Here is a 26187-nt window from a genome sequence, read left to right on the forward strand (position 1 = left end):
CGGTCATAAAAAAACGGCGCCCGGAGGCGCCGTCGTGTTGAGCGTCGAAGCGCTCGATGGCATGGGTCGGCGTCAGAGAATTTCCGCTGCGTAATCCGCCAGACGGGAACGTTCGCCGCGCGCGAGCGTGACGTGTCCACTATGCCCCCAGCCCTTGAAGCGATCCACCACATACGTGAGGCCCGAGCTGCCTTCGGTCAGGTACGGCGTGTCGATCTGCGCGATGTTGCCCAGACAGATCAGCTTGGTGCCGGGACCGGCGCGCGTGACGAGGGTCTTCATCTGCTTCGGCGTCAGGTTCTGCGCCTCGTCGATGATGACGAACTTGTTCACGAACGTACGGCCGCGCATGAAGTTCATGCTCTTGACCTTGAGTCGCGAGCGAATCAGTTCCTGCGTGGCCGCACGGCCCCATTCGCCAGCGGAGTCGTCGGTCTTTTGCAGCACTTCGAGGTTGTCGTCGAATGCCCCCATCCACGGTTGCATCTTCTCTTCCTCGGTGCCCGGTAGGAAGCCGATATCTTCACCGACGGGCACGGTCGCGCGCGTGATGATGATCTCGTTGTAACGCTTCTCGTCGAGCGTCTGCGCAAGACCGGCGGCGAGCGCCAGCAGCGTCTTGCCGGTGCCTGCCTGTCCCAGCAGCGTGATGAAGTCCACTTCCGGATTCATCAGCAGGTTCAGTGCGAAGTTCTGTTCGCGGTTGCGTGCCGTGATGCCCCACACGTTGTTCTTGTGATGGCCGTAGTCACGCAGCGTTTGCAGCAGCGCCGTCTTGCCGTTGATCTCCCGCACTTGCGCGTAGAAAGGTGCCTCGCCGTTGTTCGTCTCGAGATAGACGAACTGGTTGATGAGGAAACTCGCGCAAAGCGGTCCGGTGATGCGATAGAACGTGGTGCCGGTCCGGTTGTCCTGCCAGCTCTCCATGCCCTTGCCGTGCTTCGTCCAGAAGTCCGGCGGCAAAGCCATCACACCCGAGTAGAGCAGATCGCTGTCCTCGAGCACCTTGTCGTTAAAGTAATCTTCCGCAGGCAGACCGAGCGCATGCGCCTTGACGCGCATGTTGATGTCCTTCGACACCAGCACGACCTGGCGATCGCGGAACTTGTCCTGCAGTGCGCGCACGACACCCAGAATCTGGTTGTCGGCCTTGCCTTGCGGCAGGCCTTCGAGCGGCGGAACGTCGGACAGATCGGTCTGGAAGTACAGACGCCCGGTGGCGTCCTTGTTGCCGAGTCGCGAGAGCGGAATGCCTTCGGCCATCGACTTCGTGCCGCTTTCCGCGACCAGCCCGTCGAGCGTGCGGCTCACCTGACGCGCATTGCGCGCGACTTCCGACATGCCCTTCTTGTGATTGTCGAGCTCTTCCAACGTCATCATCGGGAGATAGACGTCGTGCTCTTCGAAGCGGAACAGGCTGCTCGGGTCGTGCATGAGCACGTTGGTGTCGAGCACGAACAGTTTCGCCGGTTCCTGATCTTTACCGCGTGTACGTTTCGAACCCTGGCCCGCCGCCGTCGACTTCACGGCCTTGAGGGACGGGCTGGCGCCGCTGGAGTCTGCCGACGGCGGCGACTGGGGCGAACGTGCAGCGGGCGACGGCTGTGGTGCAGTCTGCGTCGCCGGAGCGGTTTTGGGGACGACCTTCAACTCAGTCGCGCTGGCGGCTCCCGCGGCACCGGACGTTTCGCCCAGTGCTTGTTGTTCAGACGAGGGGATCGGTTTCTTGGCCTCCGTGCGCGAAGGTTTGAGGCGAGTGGGGAATTGTTCCGGGGCAAGCAGCGAGCCCGGTTTGGTCGGCGCCGATGGCAATGGCATAGATTTCCCGTTCAAGAAAACACAACACTACTCGGCCGGGACAAACGGCAATACATCACGTCCCGGCAACAAAAAAGCCGCCTGCCCGGACGCACCGGAGAGGCGGCTTGGCTGAAGGCGCCGCCGTGGCGACGCCTGCAATAGTCTCGTTCAATGCGCTTGATCATTACGGCCGACTATAACGTCTCTTGCCGTGCTTGTATAGCGTCGAATGCCCTCACTGGCGGTCGCTATCGGCCCCTGCGCAACACCGGCCCGAATAGCGCTCGCACGCGTGCCCGACGACTCGCTTTGTGCGCGTGTCGTGCACGCTTGCCGGTTCAGATCGCCTGCACGGCGGCCAGCACGTCCGACACGTGATCGGGGACACGCACACCACGCCATTCCTTGCGCAGAACGCCTTTCTCGTCGATCAGAAACGTGCTGCGTTCGATCCCGAGATGCTCTTTGCCATACAGTTTTTTCAGCTTGATGACACCGAATAATTGGCAGACCGCTTCGTCGCCATCGGAAATCAGCGGGAAGGGCAGTTCGAGCTTGTTCTTGAAGTTCTCGTGCGAACGCAGACTGTCGCGCGACACGCCGACGATCTGTGCACCGGCCGCCTGAAACTGGTCGTAACTGTCGCGGAAGTTCATGCCTTCCGTGGTGCAGCCGGGCGTGTTGTCCTTCGGGTAAAAGTAGATCACCACCTTCTGGCCGCGATGGGCCTTGAGCGAAAAATCGCCGCCGGTGGCCGGTGCGGTGAAATCGGGCACGGGAGTGTCGATGGCTACCGTCACTATGGTCTCCTTGGGTGGCCTCGCAGGGCCGGTTCGGAAAGTCTTTCGAATATGGGGGTGTGGTTCAGGCGGCCTGGCCTTCCAGAATCAGGTCGCCGGAGCGGCCCGGAATCTGGCCCCACACGACCGGATGGGCGGGCAGTGCGGCCAGATCGAGCGTCTCGTAATAGTCGCCCATCGTGACCAGATCGTGGCCCTGCCGACGCCAACCGGCAAGCAACTGACGGAACAGCGGCGCCAGCTTCTGACCTTCGAGTTCCGCATGTAGCGTGAACACGTGATCTTGCGCCGGATCGCGGGTCAGGGCAAGCAGATGCTCGGCCACACCGTTGAGGTCGCGGCCATCGACGCCCAGCAGCTCGTCGACCGTCGGCAGGGTGGTGGGCATCTGGACGTGGTTCAGACGCACGCCGTCGACGATCGGGTAGTGCGGAGCGTCGCCGCGCCCGTCCGACGAATACTTCATGCCCCAGGCGTCGATCTGACGGAACGCGTGGTTGTTCATTTGCCAGCCTGCCGCGCCGTGCGTGAGCGGGGGCGCGCCGAAGATCTGCGCGAAGCGTGCGTGCGCCTGCGCCATCTGGTGCTGCGTCCATGCCGCGTCGCGCGTGCGCACGTTGTCCTGCCAGTACGTGTGATCCCACGTATGGATACCCGTCTCGTGGCCCGCGCTTTGTACCGTGCGCATGACGTCCGCCGCACGCTTGCCGATGTCCGGGCCGGGCAGCAGCGTGCCGTACATGAGCGTCTTGAAGCCGTAATGCTCGACCACCGATGTGCGGGAGACTTTCTTCAGAAAGCCGGGGCGGAAGACGCGCTTGAGCGCCCAGCCCGTGTGATCGGGGCCGAGGCTGAACAGGAACGTCGCCATTGCCCCGTGTTCGGCGAGTGCGGCGAGCAGATTGGGCACGCCTTCGCGGGTGCCGCGCAGCGTGTCGACGTCGATCTTCAGGACAATCTTGGCCATAGCCACCCTTGCGTAGTACATCGAAGCCATCGCTGCCGGGAGGCGCGATGTCGCGAATGTCGAATCAGATTACCCAGTCAAACGGCTGAGTCAAAAACGCCCGATGCGCCGAAGGCGCACCGGGCGTGTCGTGCGGTGTTCCGGTCATGCCGCCATGTCGCGAACGCATCGCACCGGCAGACTGGCACAGGGCACTGGCGTTATTCGCCCTCGACCAGACGACGCGCTTCGGCGACGTGACCGCGATACGCTTCGAAAATCTTGCGCAGGGCGTCTTCCATCGACGTAGTCGGCTTCCAGTCGAGTTCCTGCATCGTGTTCTCGATCTTCGGCACGCGGTTCTGCACGTCCTGATAGCCGTTGCCGTAGTAGGCGCCCGACGTCGTTTCGACGAGCTGAACCTTCTTGGCCGTCTCGGCGTATTCCGGATACTCGCTTGCCAGCTTGAGCATCATGTTGGCAAGTTCGCGCACCGAGAAGTTGTTCGTCGGATTGCCGATGTTGTAGATCTTGCCGCTCGCAACATTGTTCTTGTTGTCGATGATGCGAACCAGAGCGTCGATACCGTCGTCGATGTCGGTAAAGGCGCGCTTCTGGTTGCCGCCGTCGACCAGGCTGATGTTCTCACCACGGGCGATGTGGCCGAGGAACTGCGTGACCACGCGCGACGAACCTTCCTTCGGCGTGTAGATCGAGTCGAGGCCGGCGCCGATCCAGTTGAACGGACGGAACAGCGAGAAGTTCAGGCCTTCCTGCATGCCGTAGCCCCAGATCACACGGTCCATGAGCTGCTTCGAGCAAGCGTAGATCCAGCGCGGCTTGTTGATCGGGCCGTAGATCAGCGGCGAGTTTTCCGGATCGAATTCGCCGTCGGTGCACATGCCGTAGACCTCGGAGGTCGACGGGAACACCAGGTGCTTGCCGTACTTCACGGCCGAGCGCACGATCGGCAGGTTCGCTTCGAAGTCGAGTTCGAACACGCGCAGCGGGGCCTTCACGTAGGTGGCCGGCGTTGCGATGGCGACCAGCGGCAGGATCACGTCGCACTTGCGAATGTGGTACTCGACCCATTCCTTGTTGATCGTGATGTCGCCTTCGAAGAAGTGCATGCGCTCGTGGTTGACCAGATCGCCGAGGCGATCGGTGAGCATATCCATGCCATAAACTTCCCAGTCGGTCGTCTCCAGGATGCGCTTCGACAGATGGTGGCCGATGAACCCGTTGACACCGAGAATCAGGACTTTTTTCATATTACGGTCAGTGATTGAGCTGGGAAAACTGTGCCGGCGCGAGAGGCTTGCCGTCCAGCGTTAGTTCATGAATGACGATGGCATTTCCGTCGCCGCAAATGCCGAGGAGCGCATTATCCACTACTTGCAGTCCGCAGGGCAAACCGGCCGGGGCGGGCGAGTGGGACAGGCGGGCCCGATTGACCGCGAAACGGCGCTCGCCGACATCGGCAAAGGCCCCCGGATAGGGCGGTGCGACGGCGCGGATCAGGTTGTAGACGCACTGCGCCGATTGCGTCCAGTCGATTCGGCCGTCTTCGGGCTTGCGACCTCCGAAGTAGCTGCCGGCAGCGAGGTCGTTGGTCAGGCGAGGGGCGGTCCCGGCGATCAGGCCCGGCAGGCAGCGCCAGAGCGTCTGTTCGGCCGCGACCGTGACCTTCTCGAACACTTCGCCCGCGGTGTCGTCCGGCAGGATTGGCACCGACGTCTGGTCGATGATCGCCCCGGCGTCCGGCTTGAGCGCCATTTCGTGCAGCGTGGCACCCGTTTCCGTTTCACCTTGCAAAACCGCCCAATTGACGGGCACACGCCCGCGATACTTCGGCAGCAGCGAGCCGTGCATGTTGAACGCGCCGCGCGGCGCGATATCCAGCACGGCCACCGGGATCATGTGACGGTAGTAGAACGAAAAAATAAAGTCCGGCGCGATGGCGCGAATACGCTCGGCGAGCGCGGGATCGGTCGGATCGTCGGGGGTGACGACCGTGATACCGTGCTCGGCGGCGACGCTCGCGACGCTGCCGAACCAGATGTTCTCGTTCGGGTTGTCCTGATGCGTGACCACGAGTGCGACGTCGACGCCGCGCGCGAGCAGCACCTGCAGGCAGCGAACGCCGACGTTGTGATACGCAAAGACAACCGCCTTGGCTGCCGGCGTGACGGGCGTATTGCTCATGACGTGTGCGACCCCAGCTCGGTCGCGCCGGTGCTCAGCGTGGCGCTCTGCGAACCCGATTTGTCGCCATGGGCGACGGGGTGGGCATCATGCGACTCGTGCGCCTGCAATACTGCCTGCACCAGATAGCGGGGACGCTGGCGAACCTGTTGATAAATACGGCCGATGTACTCGCCGAGCAGCCCCATGCCGAACAGGATCACGCCCAGCAGGCAGAACGTCACGGCGAACAGGGTGAACACGCCCTGAACTTCCGAGCCGAACAGGAAGCGTCGCGCCATCAGCACGACAAACAGTATCCCCGAGGCCGCCGACAACGTGATACCCACGCCCGAGAGCCATTGCAGCGGTACGACCGAGAAGCCGGTAACGAGATCGAAATTCAGACGAATGAGCGAATACAGGGAGTACTTCGACTCTCCGGCAAAGCGTTCTTCGTGGGCGACGTCCACTTCGGTCGGGTTCTGGGCAAACGTATAAGCCAGCGCCGGAATGAACGTATTGATCTCACGGCACTGATTGACCGTATCGACAATGTGGCGGCTATAGCCACGCAGCATGCAGCCCTGATCGGTCATGCGAATGCGCGTGATGCGCTCGCGCAGACGGTTCATCGCGCGCGAGGCGTGACGGCGGAACCACGTATCCTGACGGTTCATGCGCACCGTGCCCACGTAGTCGTGTCCCGCGGCCAGTTGCGCCACGAGCTTGCCGATTTCTTCCGGGGGATTCTGCAAGTCGGCATCGAGCGTGACGACCCATTCGCCGCGTGTGTGCTCGAAGCCCGCCAGAATGGCCATGTGCTGGCCGTAGTTGCCGTTGAACAGCACCACGCGCGTCACGTCCGGGCGCGCGCGATACTGTTCGGCAAGCATGGCCGCCGAACGGTCGCGGCTGCCATCGTTGACGAACACCACTTCGTAGGTCACACCGAGCTTATCGAGCGCCGGGTAAAGCCGTGCGAAGAGGGCGGCGAGGCCAGCCTCTTCGTTGTAAACCGGGATGACGACAGAGAGTTGTGGTCGATTCATTTTTTGTAATCAGCGCAAATAGCATTTACGGCTTCGCAGACGCGCGCAACGTCGGCATCCGTCATGGCGGGGTACAGCGGGAGCGTCAGGATGGCACGGCCCAGACGTTCCGTATGCGGGAACTGGCCTTCCTTGAAACCCAGTGCACGATACATTGTAAACAGGTGGATGGCGGGGTAGTGCACGCCGCTGCCGATACCGCGCGCCTTCAACTGTTCCATGAAGCCTGCGCGGTCGATCGTGAGGTGTGCCAGCGGCAGTTCGATCTGGAACATGTGCCAGTTCGAATTCGTGAAATCGGCGTGCGGCAGGCCCACACCCAGCGCGACGGCGGCACCGCCTGCGAGCTTGTCGAAATACTGGCGTGCCAGTTCGGTGCGGCGGCTGTTGAATGCCGCCAGATGCGGCATTTGACCGAGGCCCACGCGTGCGGCCACATCGGTGAGGTTGTACTTGCCCCCCAGCACGTCGACATCCATGCCGTCCAGACCGAAACGGGTCACGCCCTGCAGGCGGTACTTCTCGGCAAGACGCGCTTCGTCGTCCGTGTTGAACACCAGCGCACCGCCTTCGATGGAGGTGAGGTTCTTGTTCGGGTGGAAGCTGAACGAGACCAGATCGCCAATCGAGCCGATGCGCTTGCCATTCCAGCTCGCCCCCATGGCCTGAGCGGCGTCTTCGACCACGCGCAGCTTGTGGCGGCGTGCAATGTCGTACAGACGGTCCATGTCGACCGGCAGGCCGGCAAGGTAGACCGGGATAATCGCGCGGGTCTTGGGCGTGATCGCCTTCTCGAGCAGATCGAGGTCGATATTGCGCGTGGCAGGATCGACGTCGACGAACACCGGCGTGGCGCCCACTTCGAGAATTACGTTGGACGTGGCGACCCACGACAGCGGCGTGGTGATGACTTCGTCGCCGCTTTGCACGCCGGCGATGCGCAGGCCGATTTCGAGTGTGGCCGTGCCCGAATTGAAGACCCGCACCGGACGGCCACCGAAATATTCGGAAAGCGCCTTCTCAAAGGCCTGGACTTGCGGCCCCGAGGTAATCCACCCCGAGCGCAGCACTTCCGTCACGCCGGCGATCGTCGCTTCGTCGATGCTCGGGCGCGTGAACGGGATGAACGGTTGATTCGGTTGGGAGGTTGCCGAGTCGCTCATGATGTATGACTAAGCCTCAAATTAGCTCGAATATGCATGGAAACGCGCAAGCCCAGCGGGGTGCGCGTACGGCGATTTCCTCGGACGGCAGACTTAGCTGCGCGCCAGAATATAAACACCCACAAGAATGATGCCGATGGCCACCACGCGCTGCATCGACAGCGTTTCGCCGAACAGATACCACGCGGCGAACGCATTCACGACATAGCCCAGGGAGAGCATCGGGTAGGCAATCGAGACTTCGACGCGCGAGAGCGCCAGAATCCAGACGACCACGCTGATGGCATAGCAGACGAGCCCGCCCATGATCGGCACCTGCGTGGCAAGTTTGATACCGATGGGCACAATGTTGGCGCGCGTGAATTCCAGGGCGCCGATGGTATTGGCGCCCGCTTTGAGCAACAGCTGGGCGCACGCGTTGAGCAGCACGCCGGTGAGGATAAGGGAAAACGTCGCGAGATTCATGGAACGTTTGTGAACGTTTGTGAATAATTATGGATGCCGCAAATGGTCTCGGGAAACCCCAAGCGCGCTATTTTACGTTGTCTTCGGGCTGGGGTTTCGAGATTACGACTCGGCGGGCGTCGCGCGCGACGATACGCATCGGCAAATGCGCCGCTTCGAGCTTGCCGAACGTGTCCGGATCGATCAGCGCGAGCGCCTTCGGATCGGCGCGCCAGCGTGCATAGAAATCGTCGAGTGTCGGCACCCATTTCTGTGGCTCCTGCTTCACGCCGAATTCCAGCTCGTCCGGGTGTTGCACCATGATCATCGTGTGCCCGAGGTAGTAGGGCATGGTGTGATCGAGGACATTCACGGAATAGAACGGCACGTTTGGCCCGAGGCGCTGCATCTCGGCTTTGACGGCGGGCACGAGCAGCACGCCGGTGCTCTGGCGTCCGAAGACTTCGTGCCCCATCCCACCGATGGTCACGAGCAGCAGCATGCCAGCGGAGAACGCCAGCAAGGCGCGACGGGCGCTGTGGCGTGCGAGACGCCATGCAACGAGCGTGCCGACGAGGCCAGCGCCCACCGCGAAGTACAGCCAGACCTGGAAGGCCTTGTACAACTCGTTGGGGTTGCGAACGCTGCCTGCGCGTCCGGCAAAGATGGCGACCATCACGAGGGCGGCAATCAGGAAGACGGCATAGCCCGCCATATGAACGCGCACCGTATCGCGACGCAATTGCGCCAGATATAGCCCGAACAGGAGCGCCATGGCCGGGGCGATCGGCAGCAAATACGAAATCAGCTTCGAGTGCGACGCACTGAAGAACACGAAGATGAACACCGACCACACCCACAGCATGGCCGTCGGGGCGAATCCGTTGGGCTGACGCGGCATGCGTAGCGTCGCGCGCACGGTGCCCGGCACTATCGATAGCCACGGCAGGAAGCCGACGATAAAGACCGGCACGAAGTACCACGGTGCGCCGTCGCGGTTGTGGCCCTCCATCGCGAAGCGGCGGAAGTGCTCGTTGATGAAGAAGAAGTCGAAGAACTCGGGGTTGCGCATCTGCACGAGCACGAACCACGGCACGGCAACGGCAAAGAAGACGATCAGGCCGCTGCCCAGATAAAGACGCCGCCACAGGGCCCAGTCGCGCGTCACCAGCGTATACAGGACGAGCACGGCCCCTGGCAGCACAATGCCGACGAGGCCCTTGCTTAACACGGCGAGCGCCATGGCGGCCCAGCACAGCCACATCCAGCCGCGCACGGCGGAGCGTCCGAGCCCGGGGCGTTGCGCGAGCAGCAGCGCGCACAACGACAGCCCCATGAAGAACGACAGGCCCATGTCGAGCACGTTGAAGTGCCCGAGCAGCGACCACAGCGGGGCTGCGGCCAGTGCGGCGGCGGCGAACAGGCCCACGCGGGCGTTGAATACGTGCCGGCCCGTGAATCCGACCATCAGCACGCCGGCAAAGCCGGTCAGTGCCGTCCAGAGTCGGGCCTGCCACTCGCCCAGCCCGAAAGCGGCGAAGGTGAGCGCATTCATCCAGGTTTGCAGCGGCGGCTTCTCGAAGTACTTGTAGCCGTTGTAGCGCGGCGTGATCCAGTCGCCGGTCGTCCACATCTCGCGCGCCATCTCGGCGTAGCGGCCTTCGTCGCTGGCAATCAGGTGACGATAGTCGAGCACCCCGAACCAGACGAGCGCGAACGCCAGGAGCAGCAGCCAGAAGGCGGCCGGGGACAGCGGATAAGCAGTGGACGGTGTGCCGGAGGCGGAAAGCGTAGGCACTGGAGGCGGAGGAGGCGGCGCGATCGTGTCTGCGGTCATCAGGCCGGGAGCGGGCGGGCGGCGGCTCACTCAGTCGCCTCGGTTTCGATGAGCACCGCGAGAACGACGCGGCGTCCTTCGGTCATCAGAATGTTGTACGTGCGGCATGCGGCCTGCGTGTCCATGGAATCGACGCCGACCCGCTGGCTCGTAAGCGCCGTGGTCAGACGCGGGTGGGCAAAGCGCAGACGCTCGCCGCTGCCGAAGATGACGACTTCCGGTTCGCGCGCGCGCAGCAGGTCGAAGTGGGACGCGTCGAGCGCATCGAAGCGCGACACCGGCCAGGGCGTCACATCGCCCTCGGGGGCAATGATCACGCTATGGTCGTAACGTACCTTGTTGACTTCAACATAGCCGGGGCCGTAGCCGGTGACCGTGTTCAATGCCGCTTGTGACGGATCTTGATGCAGTTTCACTTTCGGAGATTCCCTACCCAGTGGTGGCTGAGCGTCGGCAGGTCGTGTAACGGGCGGGCATCTTGCCCTGCGTGCCGCAAACCGTCAATGATGCATTGCCGAAGTCTGTCATAATTGGCTAAATTATAGCTTTTTGCCGTACGCAGCACGGCAAAACCGTTGCAGTGCGGCATTTGTCACTTCATCCCGCCTGTTGCCGGCCCGTCCGGATCCCTGCGCCGCCCGTCAAGACCACAATCGCCGTGAAACCGATCCTCAAATCGCAGAAATTGCAGAATGTCTGCTACGACATTCGTGGGCCCGTGCTCGAACATGCCAAGCGCATGGAAGACGAAGGTCATCGCATCATCAAGCTGAACATTGGCAATCTGGCGCCGTTCGGCTTCGAGCCGCCTGACGAGATCGTTCAGGACATGATCCGCAATCTGCCGAACTCGGCCGGATACTCGGACTCGCGGGGGGTGTTCGCGGCGCGCAAGGCGATCATGCACTACTGCCAGCAAAAGCGCATCAAAGACGTTCAGCTCGACGACATCTACCTCGGCAACGGGGCGTCCGAACTGATCGTGATGGCCATGCAGGCGCTGCTCAACGATGGCGACGAAGTGCTGGTGCCCGCGCCGGACTATCCGCTGTGGACGGCCGCCGTCAGCCTCTCCGGCGGCACGCCGGTGCACTACGTCTGCGACGAGCAGGCCGACTGGCAGCCGGATCTCGCAGACATTCGCAAGAAGATTACGCCCAACACGCGCGCGATCGTCATCATCAACCCGAACAATCCGACCGGCGCGCTGTATTCGGACGAACTCCTCAAGGAGATCGTCTCGCTCGCGCGCGAACACAAGCTGATCATTTACGCCGACGAGATCTACGACAAGATCATCTATGACGGCGAAGAGCACACGTCCATCGGCTCGCTTTCCGAAGACGTGCTCACGATCACCTTCAACGGCCTGTCCAAGAGCTATCGCGCGTGTGGCTACCGCGCGGGCTGGATGGTCGTGTCCGGCGACAAGCGTCCGGCGCGCGACTATATCGAAGGGCTGAACATTCTCGCCTCGATGCGCCTGTGCCCGAACGTGCCCGGTCAGTACGCCATTCAGACGGCGCTGGGCGGTTATCAAAGCATCAAGGACCTGATCGTGCCGGGCGGTCGCCTGTACGAGCAGCGCGAGATCGCCTACCGCATGCTCACCGACATCCCCGGTGTGACCTGTGTGAAGCCGAAGGCGGCGCTGTATCTGTTCCCGCGTCTGGATCCGGCGGTGTATCCCATCGCCAACGATCAGGACTTCATTCTCCAGTTGCTGCTCGAAGAAAAGGTCCTGCTGGTGCAGGGCAGCGGCTTCAACTGGATGCACCCCGACCATTTCCGCGTAGTGTTCCTGCCTCACGAGGGCGACCTGGAAGACGCCATCAGTCGCATTGCCCGCTTCCTTGACGGTTATCGCCGTCGCCACGGCAAGTGATGCGCGCCAACCGATTCCGACTTTTGAGTAAAACTGCATGAAACCGATCAAATTGGGCCTGCTCGGCCTGGGCACCGTAGGCTACGGCGCCTTCCAGGTACTGGCTCGCAACCAGGAAGAAATCCAACGTCGCGCCGGCCGGGGTATCGAGATTACGAAGGTCGCGGTGCGTAATGTCGAACGGGCCAAGGGGCTCGTGGGCCACGCGGCGGTCGTCACGGGCGACCCGTTCGAGGTCGTGAACGATCCGGCCATCGACGTCGTGGTCGAAACCATCGGCGGCTACGATCTCACGAAGGAACTGGTCCTCAAGGCGATCGAGAACGGCAAGCACGTGGTCACCGCCAACAAGGCGTTGCTGGCCGTGTACGGTAACGAGATCTTCGCCGCCGCCCGCAAGGCCAACGTGATGGTGGCGTTCGAAGCCGCCGTCGCCGGGGGCATCCCCATCATCAAGGCGTTGCGCGAAGGCCTGACGGCCAACCGCATTCAGTGGATCGCCGGGATCATCAACGGCACCACGAACTTCATTCTCTCGGAGATGCGCGACAAGGGCATCGACTTCGACGTGGCGCTTGCCGACGCACAGCGTCTGGGCTACGCGGAAGCCGATCCGACGTTCGACATCGAAGGCGTCGACGCCGCTCACAAGCTCACGCTGATGAGTGCCATCGCGTTCGGCGTGCCGGTGCAGTTCGACCGCGCCTACGTCGAAGGCATCACCCAGCTGTCGGCGCTCGACATCAAGTACGCCGAGGAACTCGGCTACCGTATCAAGCTGCTGGGCATTACGCGCCGCGCAGAAAACGGCATCGAACTGCGCGTGCATCCGACGCTGATCCCGGCCAAGCGCCTCATCGCTAATGTAGAAGGCGCGATGAACGCGGTGCTGGTGCAGGGCGACGCCGTGGGCGCTACGCTCTACTACGGCAAGGGTGCAGGCGCTGAACCCACGGCGTCGGCCGTGGTGGCCGACATCGTCGACGTGACCCGTCTGCAGACGGCCGACCCGGAGCATCGCGTGCCGCATCTGGCGTTCCAGCACGACTCGCTGTCCGACACGCCGGTGCTGCCGATCGACGAGGTCACGACGAGCTACTACCTGCGTCTGCGCGTGGTGGATCGTGCCGGTGTGATGGCGGAACTCACGCGCATTCTGGCCGACCTGAACATCTCCATCGACGCGTTGCTGCAAAAGGAATCGCGCGAAGGCGAGCACCAGACCGACATCATCATCCTGACGCACCAGACGCTCGAGAAGCACATCAACTCGGCCATCGCGAAGATCGAGGCGATGGACACGGTGCTGTCCAAGGTCACGCGCATCCGTATGGAAGCGCTGAGCTGAGCGGCACCCGTAACCGATACGACAGGACACGATCTCCATGAAATACATTTCCACGCGCGGCGCGGGCCTGACCTCTGGCGAACCGCAGTCGTTCTCCAGCATTCTGCTCGGCGGCCTTGCCCCGGACGGCGGGCTTTATCTGCCGACGGAGTACCCGCAGGTGACGGCCGACGAGCTGCGCGCCTGGCGTCAACTGTCGTACGCCGAACTGGCCGCCAAGGTGCTGGCCAAGTTCGCGGGCGACATTCCGGCCGAGATCCTGGCCGATCTGACGAAGCGTACGTACACCGCCGAGGTGTATCGCAACGTGCGTCCGGGCGAAGACGCCGCGGACATCACGCCGCTGCTGCCGTTGGGTGTCGAGGGTGACACGCAGTTGTCGCTGCTCGCGCTCTCGAACGGCCCGACGCTCGCGTTCAAAGACATGGCCATGCAACTGCTTGGCAACCTGTTCGAATACGCGCTGGCGCAGCACGGCGACGCACTCAACATTCTTGGCGCGACCTCCGGCGACACCGGCAGCGCGGCGGAATACGCCATGCGCGGCAAGGAAGGCATTCGCGTCTTCATGCTCTCGCCGGCGGGCAAGATGAGCGCGTTTCAGACGGCGCAGATGTACAGCCTGCAAGACCCGAACATCTTCAATCTCGCGGTCGAAGGCGTGTTCGACGACGCACAGGACATCGTCAAGGCCGTCTCGAACGATCACGCCTACAAGGCGCGCTACAAGATCGGCACGGTCAACTCGATCAACTGGGCGCGTGTCGTGGCCCAGGTCGTGTACTACTTCAAGGGCTATTTCGCGGCCACGGGCGGCAAGTCCGGCCACGATGGCGAAGTGTCGTTCACGGTGCCGTCGGGCAACTTCGGCAACGTCTGCGCCGGTCACATCGCGCGCATGATGGGGCTGCCAATCCGCAAGCTGGTCGTGGCGACCAACGAGAACGACGTGCTCGACGAGTTCTTCCGCACCGGCCGTTACCGTGTGCGCAAGTCGGCCGAGACGTTCCATACGAGCAGCCCGAGCATGGACATCTCGAAGGCATCGAACTTCGAGCGCTTCCTGTTCGATCTGCTGGGCCGCGATGCTACGGCAACGGCCGATCTGCTCTCGAAAGTTGAGCGTGAAGGCGGTTTCGATCTGTCGGGCAGCGAGGCGTTTGCGCGCGTCGCGAAGTTCGGTTTCGTGTCGGGCCGCAGCACGCACGCGGATCGTCTGGCGACGATTCAGGACGTGGCCAGGCGTTACGACGTGGTCATCGATACGCACACCGCCGACGGCGTGAAGGTTGCGCGCGAAGCGCTCGAACCCGGCGTGCCGATGGTCGTGCTCGAGACGGCGCAGCCGGCGAAGTTTGCCGAAACGATTCGCGAGGCGTTGCATCGCGAGCCGCCGCGTCCGGCGGGCTTCGAGCAGCTGGAATCGCTGCCGCAGCGCTTCGAGACCGTGCCGAACGACGTGGAACGCGTGAAGGCCTACATCGCCGAGCACACCGGCCTGTAAGGCGTTACTTCGCATTCCACGCTTACTGACTCCGGGCCATTTGCATGCTGAGTACACAAGAAGCCCTCGACGCCGTGCTAGCGGCGGCGCGTCCGCTCGACGAGCGTGAGACGGTCGACACGCTCGCGGCCAACGGCCGCGTGCTTGCGGCCGACGTCGTCGCCACGCTCGACGTCCCGCCGATGGACACGAGCGCGATGGACGGGTACGCCGTACGCACTGCCGATCTGACGGGCGACGCCACCGTGTTGCCCGTCTCCCAGCGCATTCCCGCCGGGCATGCGCCTGAGCCGCTCGCCAGCGGCACCGCCGCGCGCATCTTCACGGGGGCACCGGTGCCCGTGGGCGCCGACGCTGTCGTAATGCAGGAGCAGTGCGAAACGCGTGAGGACGGGACGGTCGTGATTCGTCACGCCCCGGAAGCTGGCGAGTTCGTGAACCGTCAGGGCGCGGACATTCGTCGCGACAGCGTGGTCCTGACGGCCGGTACCCGGCTGCGCGCGCAATCGCTGGGACTGGCGGCGTCCGTCGGCATCGCGAAGCTTCAGGTGGCCCGGCGTTTGCGCGTCGCCGTGTTCTTCACGGGCGACGAGCTGACGATGCCCGGTGAGCCGTTGCGTGCGGGCAGCATCTATAACTCCAACCGCTTCGTGCTGCGCAGCCTGCTGGAGAATCTGGGCTGCGAGATGACCGATTACGGCATCGTGCCCGACAACCTGGCGGCCACCCGCGCGATTCTGCGCGACGCCGCTCGCGGCAACGATCTGATCATCACGTCTGGTGGCGTGTCGGTGGGTGAGGAGGATCACGTCAAGCCGGCGGTGGAAGCCGAGGGGCGTCTGAGCCTGTGGCAGATCGCACTCAAGCCCGGCAAGCCGCTCGCGTACGGCGAGGTCAACCGCATGGGCGGCGGCACGGCGCACTTCATCGGCCTGCCGGGAAATCCGGTGTCGAGTTTCGTGACGTTCCTGCTGTTCGTGCGTCCGTTCATCCTGCGTTTGCAGGGGGTGACGGACGTGACGCCACGCCGCATCGCGATGCGCGCCGATTTCACGCAGAAGAAGGCGGATCGTCGCAACGAATTCGTGCGGGCGCGCCTGAACGATCAGGGCGGTCTCGACGCCTTTCCGAACCAGAGTTCGGTGGTCCTCACGTCGACCGTGTGGGGCGACGGCCTCATCGACAACCCGCCGGGACATCGCATCGAAGCGGGGCAGACGGTGGCGTTCCTGCCGTTCTCCGACCTCCTATATTGAGAGACAGGTGCATGACCCGACGCCTCGGGCCATGCATCGAACAGACTATGCAGATCGATCTTCGCTTTTTCGCCAGCGTCCGCGAGGCGCTCAACGTCGCCGAGGAACGTGTGGACGCGCTACCTGCCGGGATTGCCACGGTGGGAGACGTGCGGGAATGGCTGTGCGCGCGCGGCCCGGTCTGGGCCGAGACGCTCGGCCCGCAGCGCTCGCTGCGCATGGCGCTGAATCACACGATGGTGCCCGCGTCCACCCGCCTGACGGAAGGCTGCGAAGTCGCGTTCTTCCCGCCGGTGACGGGCGGCTAAGCCACACGCGCGCACCACATAGCCAAGGAGACGTTATTTCATGCCGATTCGAGTGCAGACCGAGGATTTCGACCTGTCGGAGGAAGTCCGGCGCTTGCGTGCAGACGATCTGCGCGTTGGCGCGGTGGCGACCTTCGTCGGAACCGTGCGCGATCTGAACGACGGGAAGGACGTCTCGCGCATGACGCTCGAACACTACCCGGGCATGACGGAGAAGGCGCTGGAGGCGATTGTCGTGCAGGCGCGTGAGCGCTGGCGCCTGTTCGACGCGCTGGTGGTCCACCGCTACGGCGACCTGGGGCCGGGCGATCAGATCGTGCTGGTGGCGGTCACCTCGGCGCATCGGGGCGACGCCTTTGCCGCGTGCGAGTTCATCATGGACTATCTGAAGACCGAAGCGCCGTTCTGGAAGAAGGAATCGACGCCGCAAGGCGAGCGCTGGGTCGACGCCCGCGAGACCGACACGGCTGCCCGCGAGCGCTGGACGAGCGGCGAGAAGCCCTGAGGTTGTCTTCGGAGGGTGAAAATCCTCCGATTTTCCGTCTATTTCAATCAACGTCGCCAAAATTCTCCAATTTTGGACGATCGTGTCATTCGTGCTGCCGGGTCGGCCGTCTTTGCTTGATGCTGTCGAGCAAGGTGCGCTGCGCGGGCGGCAACGTGTATTCCCATCCGAACAGGTTCAGTTGAAGGCTCTCCGCAATGCGGATGGCCGGCTCCGCGAAGGCGAACGCCGCCTGCGGCTCGAACAGCTTGTCGAGCGTATCGAAGAAGAGCGAGAGCCAGCGGCTGAAGTGCTCGCCGCTCAGATGCCCGAAAGGCTGATGCGCCTGCGTCACATTGCCGCGATACCGTTTGGCCCCGAGCACGATGCTCGACCAGAACGCGACCATCTTTTCCAGATGCATGTCCCAGCGGCCTTCGAGGGCCTGCCGGAAGACCGGGCCGAGCATGTCGTCGTCGCGAATGCGTCCATAGAACGTATGGACGAGCAGGCGCACCGCGTCCTCGTCGATCTCGGCAATACGGGCGACCGGGGCCGTTGGCCATTCCAACGGATCGATGGCGGAATGGCTGGCGGATCTTGCCGTCGTGGGAAGGGGGGATTCGGCTGACATTTCGGCGGGTGCGGGGGCCGACAACGGTGTCGTTCGGTGTATTTCGGTGGGCCGGACGACGCATGGTGCGGCGTGCTGAAAGTCGTTATTATGAGCCTCAAACCGTGGCCTGTCCTGCTGCCCTGCGATTGTCCCAACGCATCACGCGTCCGGCGCCGGGTGGCGATTCCGTCGTCTTCCCCGCCCGGCAAGCCTGAAGTCGCCGTCTCATCCGGCGTTGCGCGAAATGTCAAATGTCGCGCTGTAATGCCCCTTGAAACCGCAGGGGCTTGTCCGCACATCCGATCCAGAGAGATTTCTTACCGGAGCACTAGATGCGACAAGACAAATTCACCACGCAGTTCCTGGAAGCGCTGGCTGATGCCCAAAGCATGGCAGTCGGTCGCGACCAGCAATACATCGAGCCGCTGCACCTTCTCGCCGCGCTGATCGCACAACCCGAGGGCGCTGCGCGCTCGTTGTTGCAGCGCGCAGGCGTGCAGGTTCAGCCGCTGGCGCATGACATCGAAACGGCCATCGCGAAGCTGCCGGAGGTGCAGGGCACCGACGGCAACGTGCAGGTCAGCCGCGAACTCGCGGGCCTGCTCAATCAGGCTGACAAGGAAGCACAGAAGCATGGCGACAGCTACATCGCCAGCGAGATGTTCCTGCTCGCGCTCGCCGACGACAAGGGCGACACGGGCAAGCTCGCTCGCGGCCGTGGCCTCACCCGTAAATCGCTGGAAGCCGCCATCGAAGGCGTGCGCGGTGGCGCGTCCGTCGATAGTCAGGATGCCGAAAACCAGCGCGAAGCCCTCAAAAAATACACGCTCGATCTCACCGAGCGCGCCGCGTCCGGTAAGCTCGATCCGGTGATCGGTCGCGACGACGAAATTCGTCGCACGATCCAGATCCTGCAACGCCGTACGAAGAACAACCCTGTGCTCATCGGTGAGCCGGGGGTGGGCAAGACGGCGATTGTGGAAGGGCTCGCACAACGTATCGTCAACGGCGAAGTGCCGGAGTCGCTCAAGAACAAGCGCGTGCTTGCGCTCGACATGGCCGGGCTGCTGGCCGGTGCGAAGTTCCGCGGCGAGTTCGAAGAGCGTCTGAAGAGCGTACTCAACGACATTGCCAAGGACGAAGGCCGCACGATTCTGTTCATCGACGAAATTCACACGATGGTCGGCGCGGGCAAGGCCGAAGGTGCGATGGATGCGGGCAACATGCTCAAGCCTGCGCTTGCGCGCGGCGAGTTGCATTGCATCGGGGCCACCACACTCGACGAGTATCGCAAGTACATCGAGAAGGACGCCGCACTGGAGCGTCGCTTTCAGAAGGTGCTGGTCGAAGAGCCGAGCGTCGAAGCGACGATTGCGATTCTGCGCGGCTTGCAGGAGAAGTACGAACTGCACCACGGTGTGGAGATTACCGACCCGGCCATCGTCGCGGCGGCTGAACTCAGCCAGCGCTACATCACCGATCGCTTCCTGCCGGACAAGGCCATCGATCTGATCGACGAAGCTGCGTCGAAGATCAAGATGGAAATCGACTCGAAGCCGGAAGTGATGGACAAGCTCGACCGTCGTCTTATCCAGTTGAAGATCGAGCGCGAAGCCATCAAGAAGGAAACGGACGAAGCGTCGCAGAAGCGTCTGGCGCTGATCGAGGAAGAAATTTCGCGCCTGGAGCGTGAGTACGCCGACCTCGAAGAAGTGTGGACGGCCGAGAAGGCAGCGGTGCAGGGCAGTGCGCAGGTCAAGGAAGAGATCGACCGCGTGCGCGCCGAGATCGCCAGGCTGCAACGCGAAGGCAAGCTCGACAAGGTGGCCGAGTTGCAATACGGCAAGCTGCCGCAGCTCGAAGCGCAGCTGAAGGATGCCGATGCCGCCGAAGCGGCGGGTCAGCAGTCGCAGCCGCGTCTGTTGCGCACGCAAGTGGGCACGGAGGAGATTGCGGACGTCGTCTCGCGGGCCACAGGCATTCCGGTGTCGAAGATGATGCAGGGCGAGCGCGAGAAGCTGCTCAAGATGGAAGACAAGCTGCACGAGCGCGTCGTCGGACAGGACGAGGCGATTACGGCCGTGGCGGACGCCATCCGTCGTTCGCGTGCGGGGTTGGCGGATCCGAACCGTCCGTACGGTTCGTTCCTGTTCCTCGGACCGACCGGTGTGGGCAAGACCGAGCTGTGCAAGGCGCTCGCGATGTTCCTGTTCGATTCGGAGGATCACCTCATCCGTATCGACATGAGCGAGTTCATGGAAAAGCACAGCGTGGCGCGTCTGATCGGGGCGCCGCCGGGCTACGTCGGGTACGAAGAAGGCGGTTATCTGACCGAAGCCGTGCGTCGTAAGCCGTACAGCGTGATCCTGCTCGACGAAGTCGAGAAGGCGCACCCCGATGTCTTTAACGTGCTGCTGCAGGTGCTGGACGATGGCCGCATGACCGACGGTCAGGGACGTACCGTGGACTTCAAGAACACGGTGATCGTGATGACGTCGAACCTCGGTTCGTCGATGATTCAGTCGATGGTGGGCGAGCCGCAGGACCGGATCAAGGACGCCGTCTGGACGGAGATCAAGGATCACTTCCGTCCTGAGTTCCTGAACCGGATCGACGAAGTCGTGGTGTTCCACGGACTCGACCAGAAGCATATCGAGTCGATCGCCACGATTCAGATCGAGATCCTGCGTCAGCGTCTGGCGAAGCTCGACATGAATCTCGAAGTCACCAAGGCGGCGCTCACCCATGTGGCGCGCGAAGGCTTCGACCCGGTGTTCGGGGCACGACCGCTCAAGCGTGCGATCCAGCAGGAGGTCGAGAACCCGGTCGCCAAGCTGGTGCTCGCCGGCAAGTTCGGCCCGAAGGATACGATCCCGGTCGACTGGCGCAATGGCCGCTTCACCTTCGAAGGCGAGACTGCCGCGCAGGTGAACAAGGCGACCGAGGCCGCCGCTGAGTAAGCCTTATCGACTGACTTGTCGCATCATCCCCGCGTTTCGCAAGAGGCGCGGGGATTTTTTTCGTCTGTGAGGCGATGCGTCGTCCTGTCACAATCGTCGGCGAAAATGCGCGGCCGCCGCGTCGTCTTGTGGGTGGGAGTGTGGTCGCGTGCCGAAGCGCGCACCATTCGCGCCGGTGAGGCTACCGTTGGCGTCGACGGCAAGCCGTTCGTCGCAAGCCGGCTGCGATACGCGCCGTGCTTGCTTATCGTCAGTCCATGATTCGAACCCTGTGAGGACGACATGACGACGATAGTAGCGATACACGTGGCTGTAGCGACGGCCGCCATCCTGTTGGGCGCGGCCATTCTGCTCATGCGACGTGGCACGTCCCGGCACCGGTGGGCGGGACGTCTGTGGGTGTCGGCGATGACGGCGACGGCAACGACGAGCTTTGGCATCCGGGAGTTGGGTCACGGCAACTTGTCGTGGCTGCACGCGCTGTCGGTGTACGTGCTGGTCGGGCTGGCGCTTGCCGTGCTGGCGATTCGGCGCGGCGACGTGATGGCGCACCGCCGACAGATGATGGGGCTATTCACCGGGCTGGTCATCGCGGGCGTCGCGGCGGTGGCGGTACCTGGGCGCACGCTCAGCAGCGCGTTCGCACAGATGTGGCACCATGACGCACGGCCGGTGGCGGTCATGGGTGGGAGCGAAGCCGGGGGCGCGCAACAATGACGTCGACAATGAAATCATCGCAATCCGCTCAGGCTGCGCAGGCGGGCCGCGTCATCGAGACGCGTGGCCTGTGGCTTCGATTTGCGCGCGAACTCGTGGGTGTGCTGCTTTTCAACACGGGCATCGCGCTGGCACTCTGGTTCATCGGCTTCGGTGGCTCGTTCGTCCAGAATCTGGTGTTTGCGCAGTGCATCGGCATTGCCATTACCGTGTTTATCGACGGCGGACGCCGACTGATCTGGCGCGATGCACGACCGTCGATGGCGGGGTTCCTGCTGCTCGTCGCGTTCGGTTGCGCAGCAGGCCTGGCGCTCGGCATTGCGGCGGGGACGATATTGCTCGGTCTGCCGATCGCGATGTGGCGTCCGGTCAATGGCCATTCGATGCCCATCGTCCTGCTGATCGCGCTGATTGCGACGGCGATTGGCAGCTATCACGGCTGGTCGCGGGCGCGCATCGCGCAGTTGAGCGAGGAGACGGCGCATCAGGCGTTGCGCGAAGCTGCGGCCGACCGTCAACTGGTGTACGCGCAACTGCAGACGCTTCAGGCGCAGTTGGAACCGCACTTCCTGTTCAACGTGCTGGCGAATCTCGATTCGCTGATCGCGAGCGACCCGGCCCGGGCGCGCGTACTGCTCGGCCACCTGAATCGCTTCTTGCGTGCGTCGCTGGCGGCGGCACGCTCTGAGACTACATCGCTTGCAGACGAGTTTGCGTTGCTTGAAGCGTTGCTGGCCATCCAGCAGGTGCGTTTCGGCGAGCGTCTGCGCTACACGTTCGATTTGCCTGACGAATGCTGCGCTGTGCGCGTGCCCCCCATGCTCGTGCAGCCGCTGGTCGAGAATGCGGTGAAGCACGGTGTCGAACCGCTGTCGGGCGGCGCGAGCGTGGCGGTGAGCGCGTGGTGCGAACGGACGGCCTCCGGCGAGGAGCACATCGTGGTGCGCGTGACGGACGACGGTGCAGGCTTTCCCGTCGCAGGCGCGAATGCTGGCGGCGATGCGACGCAACGGACGTTCGGCATCGGCCTTGCGAATATCCGGGAGCGCCTGCGCGTGCTCTATGGCGACGACGCACGACTCACGCTCACCGAGGGCGTACCGCGAGGCGTCGTGGCAACATTGCGCTTGCCTGTGGTGTCGCCCGGGCAGGGAGCGAAGCGGGCGGCGCAAATGGCAGAGGTTTCTAGTCGCAGAGAGTGGAGTGCATGATATCCCCCGTCGCCCTGATCGCCGAAGACGAACCGTTGCTCGCCGACGCCTTGCGCGCCATGCTCGCGCAGGCATGGCCCGACTTGCAGATACTGCCCGTCGCACCCGACGGCACATCGGCGATTGCCGCCATCGCCCAGTCGCAACCGGACGTGGTGTTTCTCGACATCTCAATGCCGGGGGCGACCGGCATCGAAGTTGCGCAGGCGTGCGCGCGGTTGATCCAGCCGCCTCAGATCGTGTTCGTGACGGCGTTCGACCGGTTCGCGCTGGAGGCTTTCGACGCGGTAGCCGTCGATTACCTGCTCAAGCCGGTGGCCCAGGAGCGTCTCGCGCGCACGGTCGCGCGCGTGCGCGAGCGGTTGGCCGCGCCGACGGGCGACACACTCTCGAAGTTGCTGACGACCTTACGTACACGTCTGGAGGCGGGCGAGGAACTGCCGCCTGCGTCGTCCCGGAGCACGCCTGCGGGGCAGGTGAGTCAGATCGGACAGCCTCCCCGCGAGTATCTCCAGTTCGTGCGGGCATCGGTGCGCGACGAGATCCGGATCGTGCCTGTCCAGGAGATTTGCTTTTTCGAAGCGGCGGACAAGTATGTCGTGGTGGCGACGGTCGAAGGCGACCTGCTCATCCGCACGAGTCTGCGCGAGCTATTGCCGCAGCTCGATCCGTCGCGATTCTGGCAGGTGCATCGCAGTACCGTCGTCAATGTGGGGGAAGTCGTGAGCGCGCAGCATACGCCGCTCGGACGTCTGACACTCAAACTCAAACGCCGCAAAGACCGCGTGGCGGTCAGCCGTCAGTACGCTCATCTGTTCCGACAAATGTAGCGTCGGGGGCGGTGGCGAAGAAGTCGGTCGGCGTACGTCCGAAGGTGCGCTTGAACATCGCGGAGAACGCGCTCTGACTCCGATAACCGAGTTCGCGCGCGATCCGCGAAAGCGGATAGCCTTTGGACGCCAGCGGAATGGCCTGTGCGAGCAGCGCTTGCTGACGCCATTGCACGAAGCTCATGTTCAGTTCCTGACGGAACAGACGTCCGATGGTGCGCGGGCTGGCACCGGCGAAGCGCGCCCATTGATCGAGCGTCCAGGCGCGGGCCGGATCGGCGAGCATCGCCGTACATAACGTGAGCAGGCGCTTGTCGCGGGGAAGCGGGACTTCCAGAGGCAGCGGGGAGGCGCGTCGCAGTTCGTCGAGAATCAGTGCGCCGAGCAATTGCTCGCGAGGCGGATCGAGATCGGGGCCGGGCACGTCGATGGCGGCGATCAATTCCCGCAGCAGCGCGGAGACTTCCACTACGCGGCATTGATCGAGACCCGACGGGATCACGTCGGGATGCACGTACAGCGTGCGCAGATACGACGGCTCGTTGACCAGCAGGCTGTGTTCGATGTCGGGGGGAATCCAGATCGCGCGTGAGGGCGGCACGATCCATGCGGCGTCGGCCACGGCGATCTGAATGACGCCACGCGGCGTGTAAGCCACCTGTGCCCACGCGTGGCGATGATTCGGGACGCGGATGCCATCGCGCAACGGACGGGCGCGCAGGCGCACCGGGCGCGACGGTGTCGGCGTGAAGGTGTCCGGTACGACGTAGTTGTCGAACTCGGCCTCAGAGGCGGGCAGGGGGACGGGGCCGGGGCCCGTCGGCCCGGCATCCATCGGACCGGCTGGCGCGGACATGAGGGTCGGCATGACGTGTGATGGCGACAATTGGAATTTTGTAAGTGTAAACTCGTTGCCTGTCACTTTCGAACCGGATGCCTGTCATGCCTACCGTCGCACCTGTTGCGCCCGCTGCCCAGGAGGTGTCTGCTCGATCCATGCCGGCCGACGCGCGACCCGACGCCGTGCACGTCTTCGTCTACGGCACGTTGCGCGCTGGCGAGATCAACGACATGATGCGCGCGGCTGAGCGTCACGGCATCGCGGCACCGACATACGTCGGCACCGCAACGCTGGGCGGGCAGCTTTACGACTTCGGTCGCTATCCAGGTATGGTGTTGGGCGTAGGCGTGGATGAGCGCGTGAGCGGTGACGTCTACCGGATAGACGCGGCGCTGATCCCGGTGCTCGACGAAATCGAAGCCGTCTATCCGGGCGAGGCAGGCCTGTTCGTGCGCGAGATGCTTGATGTAGCGTGCGCCGGTGCCACGTACGCGTGCGTCGTCTACCCGGTGGATGCGGCAGCCGTCAGCCAGTTACCCCGCATTCCGGACGGCGATTGGGTCGCCTATCGCCAGGCACGGGACGCCGACGCGGCGTAGCTGGCGAGGCGCATAGGGCAATTCATCATTTGAGGGTGCCGACGCATCGCAGCACCTTCGTCGGGCAGACGTCGCCATGTCCGATTATGACCAGCACTCCCCGTCCCGATGTGGGAGGATTCACGCATTCCGATCCTCTCATGATGGCCGCTCCGGCCGTCTGTCCGACCATGCGTTCATCCGACATCGCCCGTTTGTTGACCCTCTCCGCCATCTGGGGAGCCAGCTTTCTTTTCATGCGTATCATCGTGCCTGCGCTCGGACCGTTACCGACCGCGTTCTTTCGCGTGACGCTCGGTGCCATCGGACTCGCGGTCATTCTGCTGGCCATGCGCGTTCGTTGGGAGTTCAAAGGGTTGCTCGGGGCCGCGATGGTGCTCGGCGTCATCAACTCGGGTATTCCGTTCGTCATGTATTGCCTCGCCGCGCGCGTGCTGCCTGCCGGATACTCCGCAATTCTCAATGCCACCACGCCGCTGATGGGGGCTGTCATCGGCACGCTGTTTTTCCGTGAACGTCTGACGGGCGCGAAGAGTCTGGGCGTGCTGCTGGGGTTGATCGGCGTGGCCGTGCTCACGCGCACCGGCCCGGTCACGATGTCCGGGCCTGTTGTGATGGGCGCGCTGGCGTGTCTCGTCGCCACGTCGTGCTACGGCCTGGCCGGTTATCTCACCAAGCGCTGGATCACGGAGCGGGGCGGCCTCGACGCCAAGCTCGTCGCGTTCGGCAGTCAACTCGGCGCCGCCATCGTGTTGCTGCCGTTCTTCGGCTACGTCTCGGCAACGTCCGGTATCCCCGGACCGGCGACCGGGGGTGTATGGGCCGCCATGGCCGCGCTCGGCTTCCTGTGCAGCGCCGTCGCCTATATGTTGTTCTTCCGTCTGATCGCCGATCTTGGACCGTTGCGCTCGCTGACCGTCACTTTCCTGATCCCGCCGTTCGGCGTGCTATGGGGTGCATTGTTCCTGAACGAGGCCGTCACGATGGCTCACTTCTTTGGCGGATGTTTTATCGCGCTGGCCGTCTGGCTGGTGTGCAAGCCGCCGAAGACCGTGCCGTCGACAAGCCGCGCGGCCTCATAAGTTCCTTCCGCAGTCCCCTTTCGAAGGCCGATGACCTGTGTCATCGGCCTTTTTTCATAGTGTGGAATGTCTTTGCGGTGCGTAAAAATTTGCGCTGCTTGGCACAACCTAATGATTTCAGGAAGGAAAACAACGTTTCACATCAAGAAATTATTTTGTTATGTCATTGATTAATATAAATAAAAAAGATTGTATGGAACGCTGATTCGTTCTGTTGCGATGCATGAGAAATCCCTAAACTCTTATACAAGACCTGCCGATTTGGAGACGCCGAGCGCGGTCAACCGCGGGGCCGGCGATCACAGGCAGCAAAGAGTCAC

The 26187-nt window shown here is 63.2% G+C and carries 24 protein-coding genes; 12 read left to right on the forward strand and 12 right to left on the reverse strand.

The window, feature by feature from the left end; translation table 11 throughout:
* Positions 1-72: 72 nt before the first annotated feature.
* From MB84_RS10505 to MB84_RS10545, 10 genes are all read right to left on the reverse strand, one after another.
* Entirely contained in the window at positions 73-1818 is a 1746-nt protein-coding gene (locus tag MB84_RS10505; RefSeq protein ID WP_046291737.1) for a PhoH family protein, read from the reverse strand.
* Positions 1819-2138: 320 nt separating this feature from the next.
* A complete protein-coding gene (locus MB84_RS10510) occupies positions 2139-2600 on the reverse strand; it encodes a peroxiredoxin (RefSeq protein ID WP_046291738.1) in 462 nt (153 codons plus the stop codon).
* 64 nt (positions 2601-2664) lie between these two features.
* The gene (locus tag MB84_RS10515; RefSeq protein ID WP_046291739.1) at positions 2665-3567 is read right to left on the reverse strand and encodes a polysaccharide deacetylase family protein; all 903 of its coding nucleotides are present in this window, start codon (positions 3565-3567) and stop codon (positions 2665-2667) included.
* A 200-nt stretch (positions 3568-3767) separates the two neighbouring features.
* Positions 3768-4817, reverse strand: coding sequence for a bifunctional UDP-4-keto-pentose/UDP-xylose synthase (locus tag MB84_RS28905; protein ID WP_052653142.1), 1050 nt, complete (start codon positions 4815-4817; stop codon positions 3768-3770).
* Positions 4818-4824: 7 nt separating this feature from the next.
* Positions 4825-5751, reverse strand: a complete 927-nt coding sequence (locus MB84_RS28910) for a formyltransferase (protein ID WP_052653144.1) — start codon at positions 5749-5751, stop codon at positions 4825-4827.
* Positions 5748-6782: a glycosyltransferase gene (locus MB84_RS10525; protein ID WP_046291740.1), complete on the reverse strand. Its 1035-nt coding sequence runs from the start codon at positions 6780-6782 to the stop codon at positions 5748-5750. Before MB84_RS10525 ends, MB84_RS28910 begins: the two co-directional genes overlap by 4 nt.
* Positions 6779-7945, reverse strand: a complete 1167-nt coding sequence (locus tag MB84_RS10530; protein ID WP_046291741.1) for a DegT/DnrJ/EryC1/StrS family aminotransferase — start codon at positions 7943-7945, stop codon at positions 6779-6781. The genes MB84_RS10525 and MB84_RS10530 overlap by 4 nt, the downstream gene beginning before the upstream one ends.
* 93 nt (positions 7946-8038) lie before the next feature.
* Positions 8039-8410 (reverse strand): SMR family transporter, encoded by a 372-nt coding sequence (locus tag MB84_RS10535; protein WP_046291742.1) that lies wholly within the window; start codon positions 8408-8410, stop codon positions 8039-8041.
* Positions 8411-8477: 67 nt separating this feature from the next.
* Positions 8478-10226 (reverse strand): glycosyltransferase family 39 protein, encoded by a 1749-nt coding sequence (locus tag MB84_RS10540; RefSeq protein WP_046291743.1) that lies wholly within the window; start codon positions 10224-10226, stop codon positions 8478-8480.
* Positions 10227-10252: 26 nt separating this feature from the next.
* Positions 10253-10642: an Mth938-like domain-containing protein gene (locus MB84_RS10545; RefSeq protein ID WP_052653146.1), complete on the reverse strand. Its 390-nt coding sequence runs from the start codon at positions 10640-10642 to the stop codon at positions 10253-10255.
* Between the two features lie 242 nt (positions 10643-10884).
* On the opposite strand from MB84_RS10545, the gene MB84_RS10550 reads away from it, so the two are divergent.
* From MB84_RS10550 to moaE, 6 genes are read left to right on the forward strand one after another with little or no spacing between them, the layout of a single operon-like run.
* Positions 10885-12111: a pyridoxal phosphate-dependent aminotransferase gene (locus tag MB84_RS10550; protein WP_046291744.1), complete on the forward strand. Its 1227-nt coding sequence runs from the start codon at positions 10885-10887 to the stop codon at positions 12109-12111.
* Positions 12112-12148: 37 nt separating this feature from the next.
* Positions 12149-13459, forward strand: coding sequence for a homoserine dehydrogenase (locus MB84_RS10555; RefSeq protein WP_046291745.1), 1311 nt, complete (start codon positions 12149-12151; stop codon positions 13457-13459).
* Positions 13460-13496: 37 nt separating this feature from the next.
* Entirely contained in the window at positions 13497-14963 is a 1467-nt protein-coding gene (gene thrC / locus MB84_RS10560) for a threonine synthase (RefSeq protein ID WP_046291746.1), read from the forward strand.
* A gap of 44 nt (positions 14964-15007) precedes the next feature.
* A complete protein-coding gene (locus MB84_RS10565; protein ID WP_046291747.1) occupies positions 15008-16219 on the forward strand; it encodes a molybdopterin molybdotransferase MoeA in 1212 nt (403 codons plus the stop codon).
* A gap of 47 nt (positions 16220-16266) precedes the next feature.
* Positions 16267-16527, forward strand: a complete 261-nt coding sequence (gene moaD / locus MB84_RS10570) for a molybdopterin converting factor subunit 1 (RefSeq protein WP_039398793.1) — start codon at positions 16267-16269, stop codon at positions 16525-16527.
* A gap of 40 nt (positions 16528-16567) precedes the next feature.
* Entirely contained in the window at positions 16568-17032 is a 465-nt protein-coding gene (moaE, locus tag MB84_RS10575; protein WP_046291748.1) for a molybdopterin synthase catalytic subunit MoaE, read from the forward strand.
* 85 nt (positions 17033-17117) lie between these two features.
* Here moaE and MB84_RS10580 read toward each other — a convergent pair whose 3' ends face one another.
* Entirely contained in the window at positions 17118-17645 is a 528-nt protein-coding gene (locus MB84_RS10580; protein WP_245725526.1) for a group III truncated hemoglobin, read from the reverse strand.
* A 314-nt stretch (positions 17646-17959) separates the two neighbouring features.
* On the opposite strand from MB84_RS10580, the gene clpB reads away from it, so the two are divergent.
* From clpB to MB84_RS10600, 4 genes are all read left to right on the forward strand, one after another.
* On the forward strand, positions 17960-20587 hold the full coding sequence (gene clpB / locus MB84_RS10585; protein ID WP_046291749.1) for an ATP-dependent chaperone ClpB: 2628 nt from the start codon (positions 17960-17962) through the stop codon (positions 20585-20587).
* A 282-nt stretch (positions 20588-20869) separates the two neighbouring features.
* A complete protein-coding gene (locus MB84_RS10590) occupies positions 20870-21304 on the forward strand; it encodes a DUF2306 domain-containing protein (protein ID WP_052653148.1) in 435 nt (144 codons plus the stop codon).
* Between the two features lie 8 nt (positions 21305-21312).
* A complete protein-coding gene (locus tag MB84_RS10595) occupies positions 21313-22515 on the forward strand; it encodes a sensor histidine kinase (protein ID WP_052653150.1) in 1203 nt (400 codons plus the stop codon).
* Positions 22512-23345, forward strand: coding sequence for a LytR/AlgR family response regulator transcription factor (locus tag MB84_RS10600; protein WP_052653152.1), 834 nt, complete (start codon positions 22512-22514; stop codon positions 23343-23345). The genes MB84_RS10595 and MB84_RS10600 overlap by 4 nt, the downstream gene beginning before the upstream one ends.
* On the opposite strand, the gene MB84_RS10605 is transcribed toward MB84_RS10600, so the two are convergent.
* A complete protein-coding gene (locus MB84_RS10605) occupies positions 23308-24201 on the reverse strand; it encodes an AraC family transcriptional regulator (RefSeq protein ID WP_245725527.1) in 894 nt (297 codons plus the stop codon). The two genes, MB84_RS10600 and MB84_RS10605, sit on opposite strands and share 38 nt — an antisense overlap.
* A 140-nt stretch (positions 24202-24341) precedes the next feature.
* Between MB84_RS10605 and MB84_RS10610 the strand changes: the two genes are divergently transcribed.
* Together MB84_RS10610 and MB84_RS10615 are read left to right on the forward strand one after the other, a co-directional pair.
* The gene (locus tag MB84_RS10610) at positions 24342-24785 is read left to right on the forward strand and encodes a gamma-glutamylcyclotransferase family protein (RefSeq protein WP_046291750.1); all 444 of its coding nucleotides are present in this window, start codon (positions 24342-24344) and stop codon (positions 24783-24785) included.
* 170 nt (positions 24786-24955) lie between these two features.
* Positions 24956-25867, forward strand: coding sequence for a DMT family transporter (locus MB84_RS10615; RefSeq protein WP_046293649.1), 912 nt, complete (start codon positions 24956-24958; stop codon positions 25865-25867).
* Positions 25868-26187: the final 320 nt, after the last annotated feature.

The organism is Pandoraea oxalativorans (assembly GCF_000972785.3).
GTDB classification, from domain to species: domain Bacteria; phylum Pseudomonadota; class Gammaproteobacteria; order Burkholderiales; family Burkholderiaceae; genus Pandoraea; species Pandoraea oxalativorans.